Origin of the sequence: Psychroserpens burtonensis DSM 12212 (genome assembly GCF_000425305.1) — a bacterium.
Classification (GTDB): domain Bacteria; phylum Bacteroidota; class Bacteroidia; order Flavobacteriales; family Flavobacteriaceae; genus Psychroserpens; species Psychroserpens burtonensis.
Genome location: NZ_AUDE01000009.1, coordinates 170,669 through 193,319, shown reverse-complemented (window position 1 = coordinate 193,319; position 22,651 = coordinate 170,669). Strand labels below are relative to the sequence as shown.

The 22,651-nt window shown below is 33.9% G+C and carries 20 protein-coding genes; 9 read left to right on the top strand and 11 right to left on the bottom strand.

Translation table 11 applies throughout. From position 1 onward, the window contains the following. The first annotated feature begins 181 nt into the window (after positions 1-181). The 3 genes from yidD to H593_RS0103630 all read left to right on the top strand — a co-directional run bounded on the left by yidD (position 182) and on the right by H593_RS0103630 (position 1,996). Entirely contained in the window at positions 182-418 is a 237-nt protein-coding gene (gene yidD / locus H593_RS0103640; protein WP_028871183.1) for a membrane protein insertion efficiency factor YidD, read from the top strand. Positions 419-653: 235 nt separating this feature from the next. Then, positions 654-1,487 (top strand): prolipoprotein diacylglyceryl transferase, encoded by an 834-nt coding sequence (gene lgt / locus H593_RS0103635; RefSeq protein WP_028871182.1) that lies wholly within the window; start codon positions 654-656, stop codon positions 1,485-1,487. 2 nt (positions 1,488-1,489) lie between these two features. After that, a complete protein-coding gene (locus H593_RS0103630) occupies positions 1,490-1,996 on the top strand; it encodes a DUF192 domain-containing protein (RefSeq protein WP_028871181.1) in 507 nt (168 codons plus the stop codon). A gap of 3 nt (positions 1,997-1,999) precedes the next feature. On the opposite strand, the gene H593_RS20710 is transcribed toward H593_RS0103630, so the two are convergent. The 7 genes from H593_RS20710 to asnB form a co-directional block, all read right to left on the bottom strand. Further along, a complete protein-coding gene (locus H593_RS20710) occupies positions 2,000-2,161 on the bottom strand; it encodes a hypothetical protein (protein WP_157588765.1) in 162 nt (53 codons plus the stop codon). A 431-nt stretch (positions 2,162-2,592) separates the two neighbouring features. After that, positions 2,593-5,574: a protein translocase subunit SecDF gene (secDF, locus tag H593_RS0103625; protein ID WP_028871180.1), complete on the bottom strand. Its 2,982-nt coding sequence runs from the start codon at positions 5,572-5,574 to the stop codon at positions 2,593-2,595. Between the two features lie 207 nt (positions 5,575-5,781). Beyond that, the gene (locus tag H593_RS0103620) at positions 5,782-6,396 is read right to left on the bottom strand and encodes a hypothetical protein (RefSeq protein WP_028871179.1); all 615 of its coding nucleotides are present in this window, start codon (positions 6,394-6,396) and stop codon (positions 5,782-5,784) included. A 188-nt stretch (positions 6,397-6,584) separates the two neighbouring features. Continuing rightward, a complete protein-coding gene (locus H593_RS0103615) occupies positions 6,585-7,511 on the bottom strand; it encodes a malate dehydrogenase (RefSeq protein WP_028871178.1) in 927 nt (308 codons plus the stop codon). Positions 7,512-7,709: 198 nt separating this feature from the next. Next, on the bottom strand, positions 7,710-8,723 hold the full coding sequence (locus tag H593_RS0103610; protein ID WP_028871177.1) for a DUF6588 family protein: 1,014 nt from the start codon (positions 8,721-8,723) through the stop codon (positions 7,710-7,712). A gap of 256 nt (positions 8,724-8,979) precedes the next feature. Then, entirely contained in the window at positions 8,980-10,929 is a 1,950-nt protein-coding gene (gene gyrB, locus H593_RS0103605; protein ID WP_028871176.1) for a DNA topoisomerase (ATP-hydrolyzing) subunit B, read from the bottom strand. A gap of 442 nt (positions 10,930-11,371) precedes the next feature. Next, positions 11,372-13,042 (bottom strand): asparagine synthase B, encoded by a 1,671-nt coding sequence (gene asnB / locus H593_RS0103600; RefSeq protein ID WP_028871175.1) that lies wholly within the window; start codon positions 13,040-13,042, stop codon positions 11,372-11,374. A 259-nt stretch (positions 13,043-13,301) separates the two neighbouring features. Between asnB and H593_RS0103595 the strand changes: the two genes are divergently transcribed. After that, entirely contained in the window at positions 13,302-13,847 is a 546-nt protein-coding gene (locus H593_RS0103595) for a DUF2911 domain-containing protein (RefSeq protein ID WP_028871174.1), read from the top strand. Between the two features lie 453 nt (positions 13,848-14,300). Here H593_RS0103595 and H593_RS0103590 read toward each other — a convergent pair whose 3' ends face one another. The 4 genes from H593_RS0103590 to H593_RS0103575 all read right to left on the bottom strand — a co-directional run bounded on the left by H593_RS0103590 (position 14,301) and on the right by H593_RS0103575 (position 18,439). Beyond that, positions 14,301-14,936: a response regulator transcription factor gene (locus H593_RS0103590; RefSeq protein WP_028871173.1), complete on the bottom strand. Its 636-nt coding sequence runs from the start codon at positions 14,934-14,936 to the stop codon at positions 14,301-14,303. 2 nt (positions 14,937-14,938) lie between these two features. Then, positions 14,939-16,957 carry a sensor histidine kinase gene (locus H593_RS0103585; protein WP_028871172.1) on the bottom strand — a complete coding sequence of 673 codons (2,019 nt, stop codon included), beginning with the start codon at positions 16,955-16,957 and terminating at the stop codon, positions 14,939-14,941. A 102-nt stretch (positions 16,958-17,059) separates the two neighbouring features. After that, positions 17,060-17,692, bottom strand: coding sequence for a 7-carboxy-7-deazaguanine synthase QueE (locus H593_RS0103580; protein WP_028871171.1), 633 nt, complete (start codon positions 17,690-17,692; stop codon positions 17,060-17,062). A 300-nt stretch (positions 17,693-17,992) separates the two neighbouring features. Beyond that, complete coding sequence (locus tag H593_RS0103575) at positions 17,993-18,439, bottom strand: RidA family protein (protein ID WP_028871170.1); 447 nt, start codon at positions 18,437-18,439, stop codon at positions 17,993-17,995. A 57-nt stretch (positions 18,440-18,496) separates the two neighbouring features. Between H593_RS0103575 and H593_RS0103570 the strand changes: the two genes are divergently transcribed. The 5 genes from H593_RS0103570 (at position 18,497) to H593_RS0103550 (ending at position 22,649) form a co-directional block, all read left to right on the top strand. Continuing rightward, positions 18,497-20,035, top strand: coding sequence for a helicase HerA-like domain-containing protein (locus H593_RS0103570; RefSeq protein ID WP_028871169.1), 1,539 nt, complete (start codon positions 18,497-18,499; stop codon positions 20,033-20,035). A gap of 30 nt (positions 20,036-20,065) precedes the next feature. Continuing rightward, a complete protein-coding gene (locus H593_RS0103565; protein ID WP_028871168.1) occupies positions 20,066-20,626 on the top strand; it encodes a hypothetical protein in 561 nt (186 codons plus the stop codon). Positions 20,627-20,695: 69 nt separating this feature from the next. Beyond that, positions 20,696-21,061 carry a cupin domain-containing protein gene (locus H593_RS0103560; RefSeq protein ID WP_028871167.1) on the top strand — a complete coding sequence of 122 codons (366 nt, stop codon included), beginning with the start codon at positions 20,696-20,698 and terminating at the stop codon, positions 21,059-21,061. After that, positions 21,058-21,885 (top strand): alpha/beta fold hydrolase, encoded by an 828-nt coding sequence (locus H593_RS0103555; RefSeq protein ID WP_028871166.1) that lies wholly within the window; start codon positions 21,058-21,060, stop codon positions 21,883-21,885. Before H593_RS0103560 ends, H593_RS0103555 begins: the two co-directional genes overlap by 4 nt. A gap of 17 nt (positions 21,886-21,902) precedes the next feature. Continuing rightward, positions 21,903-22,649 (top strand): pseudouridine synthase, encoded by a 747-nt coding sequence (locus H593_RS0103550; RefSeq protein ID WP_028871165.1) that lies wholly within the window; start codon positions 21,903-21,905, stop codon positions 22,647-22,649. Positions 22,650-22,651 lie beyond the last annotated feature (2 nt).

Below are 22,651 nucleotides of genomic sequence, written 5' to 3'. Positions count from 1 at the left end.
CTGGAAAGAGGCTATTCAATTAATTATATCAAAAGGGCTTAATTTTATTTCAGAAGAAAGCTTCATGAATTTAAGAAAAGACATAGAGTCAATAACTAATAAAATAAATAGTCTTCGAAACCATTTTCTAAAGTAATAGTGGAACAACTCCACAAAAAACAACTCAACAATACACTTTTAATTGAAGAAATTTCTAACATATCCTTTCCTCCTATTGATTAAAGTTTACCAAACGGTAATCTCCCCTCTCACACCTGCGACTTGCAGATTTCAACCTACATGTTCTCACTATACAAAAGAAGCATTAGAAAAACACGGACTTTGGACAGGAGGAAAATTAGCAATCAGAAGAGTTTTTAGTTGTCATCCTTGGGGAAGATCAGGCTACGACCCTGTTCCAGAAAAGGATGACAACTAAAAACTTGCCAACGCGCAAGCCCGCCTGTTCGCTAAAAATGTACACCCTACATTTTCTTCCACCTCCAAAACAGTCATTTTGCACTCTAATTTTGTTTATTTTTATAAACCTAGCGCGCTATGTTGAGAACATATGATTTCATTACAGCACAAAAACAATATTTTTCGGTTTAAAACAAAAAGTCAAGATGAGTTCATTCAATAATATTATCTTTATCCCATAAAAATAAAATTCTATGCTTGCTATTGATATGGTTTGGGATCCTTCAAAAGGATTAGATTTAGGTTTTTTCACCTTACATTATTATAGTGTGATGTGGATCGTCGCGTTTCTCCTTGGGTTACAAATCATGAAACGCATCTACAAGCATGAAGGTCAAAGCAACGAGTCTTTAGATTCTTTATTCATCTATGCTGTTCTTGGAATTATGCTAGGCGCTCGATTGGGTCACGTTATTTTTTACCAACCAGAACTTATAAGCGAAGACTTTTTTAGCATCTTTTTACCTTTTAAATTTAAAGGCGGTTTTGAATTCACAGGTTTTCAAGGACTAGCAAGTCATGGTGCAGCTATCGCCATGATTATCTCGATGTACCTATACAATAAAAAAGTATTACATAAGACCGTACTTTGGATTCTAGATCGTGTCGTGATACCTGTAGCCTCTGGAGCTGTATTTGTGAGATTAGGAAATTTTATAAATTCTGAAATTATTGGTAAACCAACAGGAAGCGATTTTGGTGTGACCTTTAAACAATTACCAATAGTAGAACAAGTGCCAAGACATCCTGCTCAATTATATGAAGCTGGTAGTTATATTTTTGTGTTTTTAATTCTGTGGTATTTCTATTGGAAAACTAAAAAGAGTGAGCAACAAGGTTTCTTATTTGGATTATTTTTAGTTTTACTATGGTCAGTTAGATTTTTTGTTGAATTTGTAAAAGAACCTCAAGGTGATGAATATTTCATCTTATTTGGACTTAACACAGGTCAATTACTAAGTGTTCCGTTTGTTTTAATAGGTCTTTATTTTATGTTTGTTTACAAACCTAGAACAAAATTGAGCTAATCATGAAACGTTTTGCATTTAAGGTTTTTGTTTTTTCATTCTTCGGAAGCGTTGCCTTGCAACTCTCGTCATGTAAAGAAGAACAGAAATCTTCAGAAGTAAAACAAGTTGAAGTCACATTTAAAAAAGAAGGTGAACTCCAACTTAAAAAAGCGATTACAGACTCTTTAATCACTTCTTTAGATATTGAAATTGCTGATGATGAATATTCTACTCAAACGGGTTTGATGTATCGTTCTAGCATGGCTAATAATCAAGGTATGCTATTCATTTTTCCGGATACAAACGATCGTTCATTCTACATGAAGAATACCCAAATACCACTAGATATTATTTTTGTTTCTGAGGATAAGACTATTGTGAGTATTCAAAAAAATGCAGAACCTATGAATGAAACGTCTTTACCATCTGAAGCTCCTGCAAAATATGTGCTTGAAGTTAATGCTGGTTTGAGTGGCGAATGGGGTTTAAATAAAGGTGATATAATAGAGTTTACTGCAATTAACTAGCTCCTAAAATGTGAATGCTGCTTGCGGCGTTTTTTTATTGAGATTAAAGCATAAAATTACTCGATGGTAACTTACATTATTCAGATTGTTATTTTTAAATAGAATTCCGTAATCATGGCTCAAATCAGCCCAATTACCAACACTAATACCAAGTTCTGGTAGCATTCTGAATTCTTAATTTCCATTCTGGAAATAATTCACTGCAAACAAGCGTATTGAAAAAACTGTTGTAGCTATTTCAAATCCTAGATAAAAAGTAGAATCACAATATTATCTTTTTATTTTTTGACTAGCTTATCACGATTCTACACTTTCGAATATTAGAAGATGACCTTAAGAAACAAGACAAAATAATAAACATTTTATGCAGCATAATACCTTTTGTATCTGTGTAAAAAGACAAAAGAGCTTACTTGTTGCAGTGTATTTACTTTTCTTACATATTGAACCAACTTCGCTGTTAGATATTTTAAGACCATTGTATCCATGACATTATTTTAAAGTTACAAAACAAGCTCATTTCCGAAGAAAAGAAAACTATACAAACAAAAAAACCACTTCAAATGAAGTGGTTTTTTAATATATATGAATGACAATTAGTTATTGTCTTCTTCCTCTTTTGGAGGCGCAATACCTTTATTTTTTAAAGTATCATACATTAATGGTGTTGCGATAAATACAGATGAATATGTACCAACAACTACACCCACGATTAATGCGAACAATAATCCTCTAAGTGATTCTGCACCTAATAAGAACATGGCCAATAACACGACTAATGTTGTTAAAGACGTATTTAATGTTCTACTTAATGTACTGTTGATTGCTGAGTTAATATTCTTACCTCCTTTGAATCCACCTTTTTCGGCAAGTTCTTCTCTAATTCTATCAAATACAACAACAGTATCATTTAATGAGTAACCAATTACCGTCAAGATTGCGGCGATAAATGCTTGATCAATTTCCATACTAAATGGCATAATTTTGTACAGTAATGAGAAGATTCCCAATACGATAATAACATCATGGAATACTGCAGCTACAGCTCCAATTGAAAATTGCCATTTCTTGAAACGGAAAAGAATATACAAGAAGACTACCAGTAACGATCCTAAAACTGCTAACAATGATTCTTTCTTGATATCATCTGCAATTGTTGGACTCACCTTACTGGACAACACGATACCCACATCATTTTTAGCCTCAGAGAAGTCTTTGAATGTTTCTCCTACTGGCAAGTATGGTTTCAATCCTTCAAACAAGGTCATTTTGACGTCTTCATCTGCTTCGACAGAATTCTCATTTACTTTATATTTTGTAGAAATCTTTAACTGATTATCACTTCCAATTGTTTTTACTTCTACACTTTCAAATACAGCAGTTAAATCTTCTGCCACTTTTTCAGAGCTTACAGCACCTACAAAACGAACTTGATATGTTCTACCTCCAACAAAGTCAATACCTTGATCTAATTTATTTGTAAATAAAGATCCTAAACTCACTAAGATTAAAATACCAGATACGACATAAGCAACTTTACGTTTACTAATGAAGTTAATCTTATTATTCTTAAATAAGTTTTTAGTAATTGACGTTGAGAAATCTAATTTCTTACCACTATTTACATACCAATCTACTAATAAACGAGTGATAAAAATTGCCGTAAATAATGATGTTATAATACCTATTAATAAGGTAGTAGCAAACCCTTTAATTGGTCCTGTACCAAATACAAATAAGATTAAGGCCGTTAAACCTGTTGTAATATTCGCATCTAAAATTGAAGATAATGCATTTGCGAAACCATCTTTTACAGATTCTTTTTGTGATTTCCCCTTACCAAGCTCTTCCCGTATCCTCTCAAAAATAAGTACGTTGGCATCTACCGACATACCAATTGTTAATACGATACCAGCTAAACCAGGTAATGTTAATACAGCCCCTAATCCTGACAATACACCAAAGATTAATAAAATGTTTAATAATAAGGCGATATTAGCGAAGACACCAGCTTTACCGTAGTACATGATCATCCAAAGTAATACTAACGTTAGCGCAATTAAAAATGATTTAGAACCACTATCAATAGCTTCTTTACCTAATGAAGGTCCTACTTGATCTGCTTGTACAATTTCTGCTCGTGCAGGCAATTTACCCGCTCTTAATACATTTGCTAAATCTTCTGCTTCTTTAACGGTGAAGTTTCCAGAGATTTCTGTGTTTCCACCAGAGATAGGTCCACTTGAAGCTGTTGGTGCAGAGTACACAATATCATCTAAAACTATTGCTATTTGAGTTCCTTGAGCACTAGCTCTACCTGTAATTTCTTCCCAAATTTTAGATCCTTGAGCATTCATCTGCATAGATACAGATGGCCTATTTGTTTGCGTATAAGACTGGCTAGCATTTGTTACAACACCTCCACTTAATTCTGGTTCGTCATCTCTGTTACCCTTTAAAGTATATAAATCAACATATTCAAGACCTGTTTCTGCATCAACCGTTGGTAAACCAAAAGCAAATTTCGTATAACGCGCATCAGCAGGAAGATTCGCTTTAACCTCATCCATTACTAAATAGGATTGTAGTGTTTCTTTATCTTCTAATTTCAACCCTAGCATACCACCAGATCTTGGAGGACCTAATAAATCAAATAATGGATTTACTTGGTTTGTTGCTGTAGAATCTGTAGACGTATCTCCTAGTAAATCATCAACGGTACTGTCTACAGTAGTTGAATCCTGTGTTTCAGTAGCATCTTCCTTTTCATTAAGACCTAATTTAGACTTTAAAGTTTCATTTGTTAACGCAAAGAAGTCTCCTAATGCTTGTCCATTATCGACATCCCAAAATTGTAATTGTGCAGTCGTTGTAATTAACTGTGTCGCACGCTTTATATCTTTAACACCAGGTAATTCTACTAATACACGTCCAGAATTCCCTAAACGTTGAATATTTGGTGAGGTTACACCAAACTGGTCAATACGCTTACGTAATACTTCAAAAGCAGAAATGATTGACTCATCAACCTTTTCTTCTAATTTGCTTTTTACTTCTGAATCAGACATACTATTATCAATAATACCATCTAAATCTTTATTAGCGAAAATATCTGGAGATGCTAAGTTTTGATCACCTTTTACATTTTCCCAAGCAGCAAAGAAAGATTCTAAGTAAGACTCTTGAGCATCTTTTTGAATTTCTTCAGCGTCAAGTAATGCTTTATTAAAAGCTGGGTCTTTACTTTTATTTGATAAACCAACTAAGATATCTTTTACTGAAATTTGAAGAATTACATTTAATCCACCTTTAAGGTCAAGACCAAGGTTCATTGATTTTTCTTTAACTTCCTTACCCGTGAAACTTGCAATTCCTATGTTGAAAGCCTCTACATTAGCTAAAGAATCTATGTAATGAACTTCAGCGTCGTTGATGTCCTCTGAATCGTTATACTTACTCTCTGCATATGTTTTTGCAGCATTATCAATTTGGTTGTTTTTGAATGTAAATGATAATTGGTAGATACTTACCAATCCAAATAGCACTGCAAAAAGCTTTACTAGTCCTTTGTTTTGCATTATTTTATTGTTTAGGTCAAATGGTTATCCGAAAATTTCGGAAGCGCAAATATAAAATTTACACTTGATTTGACAATTGTTTTTTATGTTATATATGTTGTTGTGTAGCTTTTAAAGCCATGGATTGAGATTGATATACATTATATTTTAGTATCCATCTCATGAAGTATTTTGGACTATTTATCGCTAGAAGCGAGAAAGCAATCCCTAGATTACTGGCCCTGCGCGAACTTCTGGGATTTTATAAGAATGATTATCTATTGCGATTGCAATGGTTCTACTTAATTTGTAGGCAATCTTTTCAATATTTTCTTTTGCGTCAATATCAATTTCTTTGGCAGAGATTAACACATTAGGATTGAAAATTCTATCGTTTTCTGTTTTTGGTTCTAAAGCTAGTTTCCCTTCTAAGTCAGAAATATTATCAGCTTGCTGAATCTCATAAACATCAAAGTTATATTTGATACTTTTCTCTTCGGAAGGTGTATTGCTTTGGTTATTACCTTGTGAAAGGTAACCTAAATCTAGAGCACATTCTTTTGATAACAAAGTTTTTATATCCTCAACATCAGAATTACTGAAATATGTAATCTTTAATTGACCACCTTGAAGTGTTTGAACCTTAATATCGTTTACTCCAGCAAATTCTAACTGTTGCTTTAGGCTTGTAATCGCATTTAAAGTGTCTTGAGGTGAGACGTTTTCCGAAGAAAACTGAAGCACAATTTCCTGATTAGGAGTTGCTACTTGCGGTGTACTAGCGATGCTCCCTAAAAAGGTAAGTGTAATTATGAGAATACTAATGTACCATCTCGAATTCATGTGCCAAATATATAAAAAATAAAGACTTTAGGTTTACAGTTCGTCGTTTATAGCAGATTAATAAACGAATTGTATCAGTAAAAGAGCTCGTTTGAAAAGTTTATAGAGCAAAGACCTTTACTATTTTATAAATTTAAAAAGGCTACCGTATTCACGGTAGCCTTAAATATATTTAAAAGGTGATGCGCTTATAGCTCTAATAATGCGTTAGTTTTCTTAACCCCTTCTGCACTTTCATTTAAGTGCGCTTCTTCTGCAGCACTCAATTTTATAGTTACAATCTCTTCAATACCATTTCGTCCCAAAATTACTGGAACACCAATACAAAGATCATTTAAACCGTATTCCCCTTCTAATAATACTGAACAAGGGAACATTTTATTTTGGTCACAGGCAATGGCTTGCACTAAACCACTTACTGCAGCTCCTGGTGCATACCAAGCAGAAGTACCTAACAACTTTGTTAATGTTGCTCCACCAACTTTAGTATCTTCTTTGACTTGATTTAAACGGTCTTCTGATAAAAACTCAGAGACTTTTACACTATTCCTAGTAGCGTGTGCTGTTAAAGGCACCATACCTTTATCACTATGTCCGCCAATAACCATCCCATCAACATCACTAATAGGTGCCCCTAAAGCCTCTGCTAATCTATATTTAAAACGTGCAGAATCTAAAGCTCCACCCATACCAATAATTCTATTTTTTGGCAAATCTGTAGTTTTATGAACTAAGTACGTCATGGTGTCCATTGGGTTACTTACTACAATAAGAATTGTATTTGGAGAGTACTCAATTAAACTAGAAGACACCATCTTTACAATACCTGCGTTGATACCAATTAACTCTTCTCTAGTCATACCAGGTTTACGCGGAATACCTGATGTAATTACGCATATATCACTATCAGTAGTTTTCGAATAATCATTAGTTACACCTGTTATTTTTGTATCAAAACCATTTAATGAAGCGGTTTGCATTAAGTCCATCGCTTTACCTTCGGCAAAACCTTCTTTGATGTCTAATAAAACGACTTCACTTGCAAAATCTTTAATTGCAATGTATTCTGCGCAACTCGCACCTACTGCTCCTGCTCCAACTACTGTAACCTTCATATATCTTGTTTTTAAATTGTATTGATTATATTGACTACAAATTTACGGCTTTTAGCAGTGTTAAAGAAAAAAGCGCAAGAGAAAATCTTGCGCTTTTAGAAAATTTTATGATATATAACAATAAGATCTCGTTTCCGAGAACGGGATTAATTCAACCAACAAAACTCAATACGCTTTGCTTTTGAATTTTGGATTTCATTAAAATGAAAAGTTTATACCTAAGGTGGCACTATCAAATTCTGCAATGGTATAATCTGCATTTAAGCTAAAAAACCCTAACTGCAAATTGGCTCCTACGGTTCCTCTCATTCCAGAAATATCGTTTTCTACAGAAAACGGATCCTTTATTTCTTCAGAAAACAAAAAACCATCTGTCACTCTATAGGTTCCTAATAAATCTGTAGTAGAACTTCCTGTGATATAACCCAAAGCACCATAAAAATTAATAATCTTTAAGTTTGTCCCTACAATAAGTTCAAACAAAAGTGTATTCACATCTGTTTCAACACGCTGATTTTCACCGTCAACAAACTCTGCATCTGTAAAATCATAGCTCCCATCTAAATGTGTGTAAGCGACAAGCCCAGACACTGCAACTGGCAACACTGTATCTGCTGGCAACCAACTTGTAAACTCTTGTTGAAGTCCGATGCCATAGAGTCCGATTTTTGCATCCTCAGTCTCAATCTTAGGGATAAATCGACCTTTAATTTGTGTGCCTTTAAATGGCGAAAAACTGGCTTGTAAAAATCCAGTTGGAATTAAATCAACACCTTCTGCACCTATTCCTGTTGGCAAGACTAATGTTGTTTCTTGCTGACCAAAAATTGGGTCGTCATAGGTTATAATCACTCTAATTTCCGGATCGTTATTTCCTAAAGCTGTGGACACCATTTTAGATGCACTACCATCTTCAAATCTGATGTTTGGATAATCGGCCTCATTCATTTGAAAAGACTTTTTCTCATCTTTTATAAAACCAACATTTCCTATTATCGATAATTCAAAATTAAATCTCTTAGGTGCTTTGGCATTGTTGAACCAACCATTATTTATTCCGTAACCTAAAGCTTCTGTGGCTGGAGCCATATAGTCTTTCGTAAATCGTTCCGCATCAGCTGCACCTGCAGCTAATAAATCGTTTACGTTTTCTTGAGCTCTAGTCGAAATGACAGAGAGTAATATAATACCAATTAAAAGTATCTGTTTCATGTGTCATGTGTATTTTTGGGTATTCAAAAGTAATAAAAGATAGTAGTTTAACGCACTATATCGAATAAAATTACTTTTTGACGGTGTTTATAAATGGATTATTGAATGAATTTTAAAGATTTCTGAATAAAAAAAGCAACTACATATAAATACGTAATTGCTTTTAACTTGGTTTCTACACTTCTCGAAATTTCTTTAAAAGCTATTTCAATCTCTAAAAATTAGAGATGGTAAAGATATTATAATCTAATTATCTCTATACATCAATATTTGCATATATCGCATTCTTCTCGATAAACTCTCTACGTGGTGGTACTTCATCACCCATAAGCATTGAGAATACACGATCAGCTTCTGCACTATTATCAATTTGTATTTGACGTAATGTTCTAAACTCAGGGTTCATTGTGGTATCCCAAAGTTGTATGGCATTCATTTCTCCAAGACCTTTATAACGTTGAATTTTTGCGCCATCTCCAAATTTATCCATTAAGACCATGCGTTCTTTTTCACTCCATGCATATTCTTTTTTCGCTCCTTTTTTAACTAAAAATAAAGGTGGTGTTGCGATATAAATATGTCCATTTTCAATTAACTCTTTCATGTACCTAAAAAAGAAGGTCAGAATTAAAGTTTCAATGTGAGACCCATCTATATCAGCATCACACATAATCACAATTTTATGATACCTTAGTTTTGAAAGGTTAAGCGCTTTGCTATCCTCCTCAGTACCAATAGTTACACCTAAAGCAGTGAATATATTCTTAATTTCTTCGTTTTCAAAAACCTTGTGAGTCATTGCCTTCTCTACGTTAAGAATTTTACCTCTCAATGGTAAAATAGCTTGAAATGCTCTATCGCGACCCATTTTTGCAGTTCCACCTGCCGAATCTCCCTCAACAAGATAAATTTCACATTTTGAAGGATCTTGTTCAGAACAGTCACTCAATTTACCAGGTAGACCACCAAGACTCATTACCGTTTTACGTTGCACCATATCACGCGCTTTTTGTGCAGCGTGACGTGCTTGAGCAGCGAGAATTACTTTTTGAACAATGATTTTAGCGTCATCTGGGTTTTCTTCTAAATAATCTGTTAACATTTCAGAAACAGATTGACTTACGGCTGCAGAAACTTCCCTGTTACCTAATTTAGTTTTTGTCTGTCCTTCAAATTGTGGCTCTTGAACTTTTACCGAAATAATGGCTGTTAATCCTTCACGGAAATCATCACCTTGAATATCAAACTTTAATTTATCTAACATTCCAGAAGCATCAGCATACTTCTTAAGGGTATGTGTTAAACCTCTTCTAAAACCAGATAAATGTGTCCCACCTTCGTGTGTATTGATATTATTAACGTAAGAGTGTAAATTTTCGGCATATGAGGTATTGTAAATCATAGCAACCTCAACAGGCACACCATTTTTCTCACCTTCAAACGCAATTACATCTTTCATTAAAGGCTCTCTTGTCGCATCTAAAAATTGAATAAACTCTTTTAGACCTTCTGTAGAATGGAATGTTTCACCTTCAAATTCGCCATCATCTTTTTTGTGACGACGATCTATTAAATGAATAGTAATTCCTTTATTTAAATAGGATAATTCACGCAAGCGACTTGCTAAAGTATCATAACTATATTCTAGAGTTTGCGTAAAAATTGTTGGATCTGGCTTAAAAGTAACGATTGTTCCTCTTTTGTCAGTTTCACCAACCTTTTTTACAGGATACATGGCTTTACCTTTTTCATATTCTTGTTCCCAAACCTCTCCTTTTCTGTAAACAGTGGCTTTTAAATGCTCTGATAAGGCATTAACACAACTCACTCCAACTCCGTGTAAACCTCCAGAAACCTTATAAGAATCTTTATCGAATTTACCACCAGCACCAATTTTGGTCATCACTACTTGAAGTGCCGATACACCTTCTTTTTTATGAAGATCTACAGGAATACCACGACCATCATCTTCTGTAGTAACAGAGTTATCCTCATTTATAGTCACCGTAATATTATCACAATGACCTGCTAAAGCTTCATCAATAGAGTTATCTACAACCTCATATACCAAATGGTGTAATCCACGAGTCCCAACATCTCCAATATACATAGAAGGACGCATGCGCACATGCTCCATGCCTTCTAACGCCTGGATACTATCTGCCGAATAATTATCTTTGTTAAACTCTTCTTTTTTCTCGCTCATAAATTTAAATTTATTTTGAAATATCTAGTTCTTGTTTTCATGCGACATTTTAATCTCACATATCACAAAAAAAGATGCGTGTAGCATCCTTTCGTGTACAAACAAAGATAAAAAAATTGAAGGCTTTTTGAAAGCTTTTTATCGACAGACTTCAATAATTATTAACATTTATTAATTACACAAAACACTCTTAAACAAGCTGAAAAATGCCTTAAAATAGATTTTATTATTTTTTAACATCTTCGGAAATGTGCTTAAATCACAACATTCGTCTAAGCCTAGATTTCATGATCTTGATCTACTTAAAAACAGGTTGAAATAAGCCATATTTCATTTATTTTGAACGTCATTTCAATTGAGTCCATTTCCGAAGTAATTAATACAAAAAAGACCAATGTTTCCAATGGCCTCTCCTTATAGTAAGTATTACATAAGCCTGTTTTTAGGCCTTCACATAAGCCTTAGCATGCACATTCGCAATTGCTCTTCCCGAAGGGTCATTCATGTTTTTAAAAGCTTCATCCCACTCTAATGCTATCCTAGTACTACACGCCACACTTGGCTCTTGCGGCACACTTAGAGCCGCAGCATCACTAGGGAAATGGCCTTCAAAAATACTGCGGTAATAATACTCTTCTTTATTTATTGGTGTTTGAATTGGATACCGAAATTTAGCACTAGCCATTTGCTCATCAGTCACTTCCTTATCGACCAGTTCTTTTAAAGTATCAATCCAGCTGTAACCTACACCATCACTAAATTGTTCTTTTTGTCTCCAAGCTACGCTTTCTGGTAACATGTCTTCAAAAGCTTTACGAATCACCCATTTCTCCATACGTTCACCGTTAATCATTTTATCTTGAGGGTTAATTCGCATCGCGACATCTATAAATTCTTTATCTAAAAATGGCACACGTCCTTCAATTCCCCATGCTGCTAAACTTTTGTTAGCTCTCAAGCAATCGTACATATGTAGCTTATCTAATTTACGAACTGTTTCTTCATGAAATTCTCTTGCATTTGGCGCTTTATGAAAATATAAATATCCACCAAAAATCTCATCTGCACCCTCTCCAGATAACACCATTTTAATACCCATAGATTTAATAACTCTAGCCATTAAATACATGGGAGTAGATGAACGAATAGTTGTAATATCGTAAGTCTCTATATTGTAAATCACATCTTTAATAGCATCTAAACCTTCTTGAATTGTGAATTTTATTTCGTGATGTATGGTCCCAATATAGTCTGCTACTTTTTGAGCTGCAGCAAGATCAGGAGAACCTTCTAAACCTACCGCAAATGAATGTAATTGTGGATACCAAGCATCCTTCTCATCACCAGATTCTATACGTTTTTGTGCATATTTTTTTGCTATTGCAGAAACCACGGAAGAATCTAAACCACCAGACAATAAGACGCCATAAGGCACATCACTCATTAACTGTCTATGAACAGCTGCTTCTAAGGCTTCTTTAACTGCCGTAATACTTGTTTCGTTATCTTTTACAGCATCGTAATCTGTCCAATCACGCTTATACCACTGCACAAAGACTCCGTCCTTACTTGACATGTAATGTCCAGGAGGAAATAATTCAATTTTAGTACAGGTTCCTTCCAGTGCTTTCAATTCTGAAGCAACATAGAAAGTTCCGTGTTGATCCCAACCAATATAGAGCGGAATTATTCCCATATGATCTCTGGCAACAAAGTATTCATCTTTTTCTGTATCATAAATTGCAAAACCAAAAATGCCATTCATTTCATCTAAAAAGTCAACCCCTTTTTCTTGGTACAATGCTAGAATGACTTCACAATCACTTTCAGTTTGAAAGTGATAATCAGGAAATTGTTTTCTTAACGCACGATGGTTATAAATTTCGCCATTCGCTGCTAAAACGAGTTTTTTATCAGGACTAAACAGCGGTTGTTTTCCAGAAGCAGGATCTACAATCGCTAAACGCTCATGCGCTAATATTGCTTTCTCATCACTATATATCCCACTCCAGTCTGGTCCTCTATGACGAATAGTCTTAGCCATTTCAAGGATTTGAGGTCTTAAATCTTCCGCTTTTTGTTTTAGGTCAAACGCACATACAATTCCGCACATATTTTTATTCTTTATATTAGTATTCAAATTGATAGGACAAATATGAATTTACTATTACATATATAAAACATAACATCCATTATTGGTTACACACTATAACTAATAATTAAATTTTAATACATTTATGAAATTAAATCACTCTTAAAACACAATGATCTTCTAAAAAATGTAAACTTTAACATCAGTTTACGACTTTAAAGACCATAATTAAACCTTTGAGGTTTATATTTATAATGTTCAATTTAATTAAAAATAAAACATGAAAACAAAATCAATTATTACAACTACCGCAACGGCATTTATTATGCTCATCTCTTTAAACATGAATGCACAAGACTTTGCTAAAATGGATAAAAGCCCTATGGATGGCGCGTCTTTTCCTTCTAATTACAAAGAATCAAATAAATTAATAAAAGTAATTTACGGCAGACCTCAACTTAATGGTCGTTCTATAGAAAAATTAGCACCAAACGGAGACGTTTGGAGAACTGGAGCTAATGAAGCTGTAGAATTAACGCTGTATACAACAATGGCTCTAGGAGACACTAAAATTAAACCCGGAACTTATACCTTTTATGTAATTCCTGGAGAAAAGGAATGGACTGCAATCATTAGCACAGATCTTAATGTTTGGGGAAGTTATTTCTACAAACAAGAAAATGATGTCGCTAGATTAACGGTACCTGTTACAGAAGGAAAAGAATCATTAGAGGCCTTTTCAATAGCCTTTGAAGAATCTAAGGATGGTGTTCACATGCACATGGGATGGGGAACAATTCGTGTTGCAGTACCTTTTGTAAAATAAATATATTCCATATTAGATGTAAAAAAAAGCTTTGAGAAATCAAGGCTTTTTTTATGTATTAATTTTAATATATGCTATTTAATAATCAGTACTATTCTTGGTAGTGGACATATAAAATTTTTTATAATTCAGACCTCAACCCTCACGCTGCTAATACCACTATCTATAGCACGTTATCATTTAGTAAAACTGACGACTCATAAACTAACTATAATCGTTTTATTAAACCGTCTTTAGAAGCAAATAAATACAAGCCAATTATTTTTTTCTCAACACAGTATTTTTAAGCAGGTACTTATGTTATGTCTTGAGTACGTTTAATATTTAAGCCAATCTAATTTTTCTAGACCCTAATTATCAATTTTACTCGATTGCCTATTTTTATTATTCAAACTATCAACCACACTTTTTTTCCTTAGGCTGTCCATAAAATCCTGGATTAAGACTTTAGGTCTAATTAATAAACTCTAAGTTTTCTTTTGCCCATAACATAAGGGTATGTTTATCTCCTGCAAGACCTAACTTAGCTATAATATTGGAGCGGTGTTTCTCAATAGTTCTATGAGATAGTGATAAGAGTTCACCGATATCTTTTGAGGATTCACCTTGACCTATCAAGCGCACAATAACGCGCTCTGATGGTGACAATAATTTCATTGTTTTTAATTGCGGTGCCACCTCATCTTCAAACACTCTAGTAAAGGTAGAACTAAAATAAGGCGTTCCATTACTTATACTTTGTATGCAATTGTGAAGCTCCTTAAAAGGATCATCTTTTAGAATATAACCCGAAATATTTAATTTTTTTGCTTTATAAATAAAAGATTTTTCCTTGTGCGAAGTGAGAATAATGAATTTGGTCTCTATCTTTTTTTCTATGCATTTTTGTATCACTTCAAAACCAGTAAGTCTTGGCATTTCTTCGTCTAAAATGGCAATACTTGGTTTTAGGTTTAGAATGCGTTCTAAGGCTATGGCCCCATTTTCTGCAGTCGCTAAAATATCATAATTATGATTCTTCAACTGACCAACTAAGCCACTTAATAACAAAGGATGGTCGTCTGCTACAACAAGTGTGATATTATTCATTTTTATACTGGAATTTGTACTAATATAGATGTGCCTTCATCTCTTTTGCTTTTAATAGATAAGTTGCCCTTGAGCATACTAATACGCTCGGCCATCGTTTTTAAACCTAAACTATTTTGATTTATCATTTTGTTCACCTCAAAACCTTGGCCATTATCTTTTATTAAGACTTTAATACCATCACTCTGCTTTACTATATTTAAAATTAAGGTTTTAGCTTTAGCATGCTTTAATACATTGTTTACAGATTCCTGTATAAATCTGTAAAAATTGAGGGATTCAGTTTCATTAAAACTGGTATTGACATCATCAATTTCTATCGATATAAAAAGATCAGTTTCTTCGTCCAAATCTAAAAGCAACTGCTCAATACTATCCGTTAGCCCTAGCTTTTTTAAGGTAACTGGGTATAAGTCTCTAGAGATACTTCGCACTTCTTCTAAGGCATTATGAGCCAAACCAGACAGTTCTGTTTGGTCACTATTCTGAGCTTTCATTTTAATAAGTGTGATTTGCTGCCCAACACCATCGTGTAAATCTTTGGCAATACGCGTTCGTTCTTGCTCTTGAGCAGCAATAAGCTGTTGCGAAAATTCTTGTTGTGCTAGTCCGCGTTTCTTGGCGCTTACAAAGGAACGGTAAACAATAATCCCACCGAATAGTAATAAAAAGCCTAGAGATCCAAAAATTAATAATTGAGTTTTACTCTTATTCTTAAGATTTAATAAACTGATATTAGCGTTTTGGTTTTCAATCTTCAAATCTCGCTTTTCTGTTTCGTAAAGTGTTTGGTAATAAGCTAAAGATTTTACATTTTGAATATTTGAAAGAGAATCTTTAAGGGTATAATGATTCAGGAGATGTTTTTTATAATTGATATCATCGCCACTTGCTTTGTATGCCTCTGCCAAAAATTGTTCGGCTGCAACAATATCACCAAGATGCGTTTTTTTATTCTGTAGCAATGATAAAAACTCAGAACTATATTTTATGGCATTTTCATAGTCGCCTTTAGTAAAAGACAATACGCGTTTTGCTTTTACAATTTGCTCTTTAAGGTCTTCACTTTCATCTTTCACAAATAAGGCATTGAGATCTTCAAAATACTTTTCGGCTTGCAATATACTGTCGTTTTTACAATAGGCATTGACAAGCTGAGTTAATATTACAGGCTCTGCCAAAAACGCATTATTTGTTTTACTATTCGCCAAAAAGGCGGCTTTAATATTGAGTAGTTGCTGCTTAAAATCTCCTATTTTTTTATGATCTTCAGCAGCATTAAAGTATAAATTTGTTAAGGCTGTATATCTATCTGTTTTTCCAATCATCAAAATAGATTCGTTGCGTTCTTTTTCAGCCTCTTCATAAAATGCGTTTCTACTATACAGAACTGCTAGTCCATTTTTAGCCCCAAGAATATTCGTAGTATCCTTGAGTTTTACAAATATGGCTGCGGCTTCTTTTAAACTCTGAGATGCTTCTGCAAACTTACCGATTTCAGATTCATTATATCCTGTGTACATTACGGCATAAGCATACAAATACTCGTCGTTTGCTTTTTCAGCATAATCTTTTGTGATGGTATAATATTCAAAAGAAGTGTCGATATCACCTGTATAATAATAACTATCAGCCGCATTTAAATACATTCGACCAATGGCACCAAAATCTGTTCCTTTATTTAATTTCTCGACATAGGTATTAAACAGCTTGAGACCTTCCTGAGGTTTGCCTAAAAAATTATTTTGAAAGCCTATTAAATCAGCTACTTTTTTGGTAGCGAAATTTAAAGAATCTAATTTGATAGCAAAATCAATAGTTTTACGAAGTATGGCATCGTATTCTAATTCTGGATTGCGATAGGTGAGTTTTGTCAAACTATCAAACCAATTAAGGCGTTCTCCTTTTTCTGTTTGTTGAATCTTTGAATTGACAAATTCTATTTTACGTTGAAGGTCTAAATCTTGGGCTACTATTTGAAATCCAAATAATAAGGAAATGACTAAGAGAGTATATTTCATAAAAACTTGATAGCTCTTAAAGATAGCAATTTTTCGTTTTAATTATAATTTACATGAATTGCTATTAGCAATAACCACAATAACGATTTAGCTATAAGCACCTTACGGAATATTTAAATATTTATGGGTTTGTAGAGACACCTTCCATTTTGGGTTTTTCATGACATAATTTACGATTTGAGGCACTACTTTATCTCGTTTACTCCATTCTGGTTGTAGATACAAAATACAGTCTTTATTTACTTTTGCGGCTTGCTCTTCAGCAAACCTAAAGTCATCTTTATTATAAATGATACACTTCAATTCATGCGCCTTTTCATAGACTTTTTCGGTTGGTAATTTCATCTTCTTTGGTGAGAGACAAATCCAATCCCAAGTACCAGATAATTCATAAGCACCAGACGTTTCAATATGAGTTTGTAACCCTTTAGCTTTCAATTGTGCGGTTAACGGATTCATATCCCACATTAATGGTTCACCACCTGTAACCACAATCGTATTACTGTACTTTACAGCATTTGAAACAATCTTTTCGGTTTCTGTAGGTGGATGTAATTCAGCCAACCAGCTCTCCTTCACATCACACCAATGGCAACCTACATCACAGCCCCCTATTCTTATAAAATACGCTGCTGTTCCTTTATGAAAACCTTCACCTTGAATGGTGTAAAACTCTTCCATTAGAGGCAAGAGTAATCCTTTATCAATAAGATCTTGTTGTTCTGTTCTTGTCATAGCCTGCAAATGTATTAAATAGTAGGCAGTATTCAGTGGCTGTATACAGTAAATTTAGACTGTTTCTCTTCGAAATATTTTTTTTCTTTCACAGTACCGAGAGCTTTTGACTGTCAAGGCAAAGAGCTTTCTCTAACAGTTTACATAAACCAGAAAAAAAAACCACTCTGCGCTATTTAATTTATCAGGCTATTGTTTGACAAATTCCCATATAACCCTCGTATTTAAAATTAACTTATTGCATTAAGCTATGGACTTCAAAACTAATTACCACTCTTAAAATAACTTCTTTACTGTAATCTATTTAACCGCAATAACATCTATTTCAATAAGAGCTCCAACAGCTAATCCTGACGCTGCAAACGTGGTCCTTGCCGGTTTCTTCGAAAAGTAAGACTTATAAACCGCATTGAAGGCTGCAAAGTCATCTATATTTTTTAAAATCACAGTACATTTTACAACCTTATCTAATCCTGAATCATGCTGTTCTAAAACCGCTTTTATATTTTCTAAACACTGTTTCGTCTCTGCTTCTATTCCACCTTCAACAAGCGTTCTCGTTTTATGATTCATCCCAACTTGTCCTGCTAGAAATAAAAACCCGTTGGCATCAACTACATCGCTAAAAGGTGCTTGTTCTTTTTTGGGTTCATGAGATTTGTAGAAGACGATTTCCGAAGAACTTTTTATGCAAGACACATTTCCGAAGCAAAAAAATAGAGTAATAATAAATAGTAAATGTTTCATTTTAGTTGATTTTAAACTTGTCTAAAATTATACTATTTTTATACAAATTTTGAATGCATGAGTAGAACTGACGATTTTTTAAAGGAAATCACAGAAGGAAATACGAATAAAGGTGATTATATCACTTTAGGGTCTGCCATGTTGGATGGTGAAGCCCTAACCAATGCCTTTGTGAATGTGCCTCTAAAAACGATGAATAGGCATGGTTTGATTGCTGGCGCTACTGGTACCGGAAAGACTAAAACGCTTCAGGTTTTAGCTGAGAGTTTGAGCGAAAAAGGTATCCCAGTATTATTAATGGACATAAAAGGTGATCTAAGTGGGTTGGCAAAACCAAGTCCTGGTCATGCAAAAATTGATGAACGTCATGCCAAAATAGGATTACCTTTTGAATCTAAATCATTTCCTGTTGAAGTCATGACATTGTCTGAACAAGATGGTGTAAGACTTCGTGCCACCGTTAGTGAATTTGGGCCTGTTCTTTTCTCTAGAATCTTAGACTTATCTGAAACACAATCTGGTGTTGTATCAGTAATTTTTAAATATTGTGATGATCATAAATTGCCTTTACTCGATTTAAAAGATTTCAAGAAAATATTACAATACGCAACGCAAGAAGGCAAAATAGAATTTACTGAAGCCTACGGAAGAATCTCCACAGCATCTACAGGTGCTATTCTAAGAAAAATAGTTGAAATTGAACAACAAGGTGGCGCTTTATTTTTTGGCGAAACCTCATTTGAAGTTAACGATTTATTGCGCGTTGATGATAGCGGAAGAGGTTATATCAATATTATTCGTTTAACAGATATTCAGGATAGACCAAAATTATTCTCCACATTTATGCTGAGTCTATTGGCAGAAATATATTCTACATTCCCAGAACAAGGTGATAGTGGCCGACCTGAACTTATTTTGTTTATTGATGAAGCGCATTTGATTTTTAACGAAGCCTCAAAAGCATTATTAGGCCAAATTGAAAGTATCGTAAAATTGATTCGTAGTAAAGGTGTTGGCTTGTATTTTGTAACTCAAAACCCAACAGATGTTCCTGAAGCTATTTTAGGTCAGTTAGGTTTAAAAGTTCAACATGCGCTAAGAGCATTTACAGCAAAAGATAGAAAAGCAATAAAATTAACTGCTCAGAACTATCCAGATACTGAATTTTACGATACTGCCGATGTTTTAACATCATTAGGTATTGGAGAAGCATTAGTATCTGCATTAGATGAAAAAGGAAGACCTACACCTTTGGCTGCAACAATGATGCGCGCCCCAATGAGTAGAATGGATGTTCTAACAGATTTAGAGCTTAGTGGTCTACTCGGAAAATCTAAACTTGCAAAAAAATACAACCACGACATAGATAGAGAGAGCGCTTACGAAATGCTTAGTAAAAAAATTGAGATTGCTGATGCAGAAGACGCTAAAGAAAAAGCACGTCAAGAAAGAGATGCTCTAGAAAAAGCTGAAAGTAAAAGACGCTCATCCCTGTCTCGCAGAAGAAGTACTAGACAGAATCCAATCCTTAAAGTTTTGACAAGTCCTACTGTAATTAGAAGTGTTCTTGGTATCTTGACAAAATTGCTTAAATAATTAATTTTTAGACCCCTTTTTATAATTCATATGACAAAACTATTCACCATTATCGTTGTAACCGCATTGCTATCAAGTTGCACCTCGGAAAAAGAACAAAATCCATTCTTGATTAATAAACAAAATATCGGTTTGCTAACCGATTCTACTCAGGTTAAAGATTTAAAATTAGTATTTGCAAAGGATTCTATAATACAACCTTCTCTTAAAGGAGATCAATTCATATTACAAAATAATGACATTGAAATCTATTCTTCTGAAGGAATAAAAATGTTGATTCTATCTCCTCGACGAGCATTAGATTCAACCTCTGTGATTGGTAGTGTTAGAATATTGAGCGAAAACTATAAAACAGAAAAGGACATTTCCTTATTAAGTACTTTCAAAGACCTAAAAGAAGCTTATAAAATTTCTAGTATAAATAATCTTATAAATTCAGTCGTTATTTATATTGACGAAATCGATGCCTCTTTTACAATAGATAAAAAAGAATTACCTGCAAACTTAAGATTCGATATGACACTTAAAATAGAGCCAGTTCAAATACCTGATGCTGCCCAGGTTAAATATTTTATAATGCATTGGCAATAGTAGATTAAGCAATTTAACATGTTGAATAATACACAACTAAAAAGTTTAGAGAGAAATACATAATCATACATGAAAAAATATAAGATTCAAAACGCTCCTTTTGTTGTTCCCACTACTGACGGAAAAGTCATTGAAGAACATTTTGGAAATGCTACAGATGGCAACTCACAAATAAGTATTGCTCACATGATAGCTCCTACGGGATGGAGTGAGCCTTTTCAAACTCCAGAATTTGATGAATATACTTATATCATTAAAGGTAAAAAACAATTTATAATTGAAGGAGAAACTATTATTCTGGATGCTGGTCAATCCATAAAGATTAATAAGAACACCAGAGTTCAATACTCCAACCCTTTCACTATTGCTTGTGAATACATCGCTATATGCACACCTGCTTTTTCTATGGACTTAGTAAACAGAGAAGATCAATGAGACAAGCTATAGTAAAGACAATAGGTGGTTTTATAAATATCACGAGTATGTTATCTCCTAAACTTGGAGGCAAAATAGCTCTTAAGCTATTTTCGAAACCTAGAAAAATCAAACTTAAAGAGCCAGAAAAAGATTTCTTAATGACTGCTTTTATTGAGGATATTGACTATGAAAACCTCAATATTATGACCTACCGATGGTTAGGTAAAAAGGAGACTATTTTATTAGCTCATGGTTGGGAAAGCAATTCTTTTAGATGGAAATCATTGATCGAAAGACTTAAAAAGCTAGATTATAATATTGTGGCTTTAGATGCACCTGCTCATGGCAGATCAAGCGGAAAACTATTTAATGCTGTACTGTATGCTGAGTGTATTCATATTGTAGCAAAGAAATTTAATGCAAATATTATTATTGGACACTCGGTTGGCGGGATGGCTACCGCTTTTTGTAAAAGCAAGTATGAATTACCCTCTGTAAATAAATTAATTTTATTAGGAGCCCCTTCCAACTTTGTTGGTGTTTTTAGTCGATATACTGCTATGATGGGTTACAACAAACGTGTATCCAAGGCTATGGATGAACTAATACATGAGCGTTTTAAAGAGAAACCAGAACATTTTAATGCGGCACGATTTCTAGAAAACGAAGATACTCAAGGGCTCTTAATTCATGATAAAAAAGATAGGATTATTCCTTATAGTGACGCAGAAGATTTTAAGAATTACTTCAAAAATGCCACACTTATTTCTACGGAAGGTTTTGGTCACGGTTTACGACATGAAGAAGTAAACAATCATATTATAGATTTTGTTAACGCTTAGTTTTGTAATTTTGTCTCATGGTAGATAATTTAAAACGAATCAACAAATTTCTTAGCGAAGTTGGCTACTGTTCTCGCAGAGAAGCAGACAAGCTCATTGATGCTGGACGAGTAACAATTAATGGCGTTGTACCAGAAATGGGAACTAAAATTGCGCCTTCCGATGAAGTTCATGTCGATGGAAAACTCATAGAAAACACAAAACAAAAGTTTGTTTATTTGGCGTTTAATAAGCCTGTAGGTATCGTTTGTACAACAGACACTCGTGTAGAAAAAGATAATATCATTGACTTTATAAATTACCCTAAACGTATTTTTCCAATTGGACGGTTAGATAAACCTAGTGAAGGTTTAATCCTTTTAACCGATGATGGGGATATTGTCAATAAAATTCTTCGCGCAAGTAATAATCACGAAAAGGAATATATCGTCACTGTAGACAAGCCCATTTCCCAAACATTTATAAAACATATGTCCAGTGGGATTTATCTAGAAGAACTTGAAAAAACCACAAAGAAATGTGATGTCAAGCGGCTCGATTCGCAAACCTTTAGCATCATTTTGACTCAAGGTTTAAATAGACAAATACGTCGTATGTGCGACTACCTCAACTATGAAGTATCTTCCTTGAAACGTGTTCGCATCATGAATATCCCTTTAGACATGCCTGTTGGGGAATACAGAGAATTGACTAAAGGAGAATTCGCAGAATTAAATAACCTACTTGCAGCATCTACCAAAACGTATTTAGAAAAAAATAATTAATA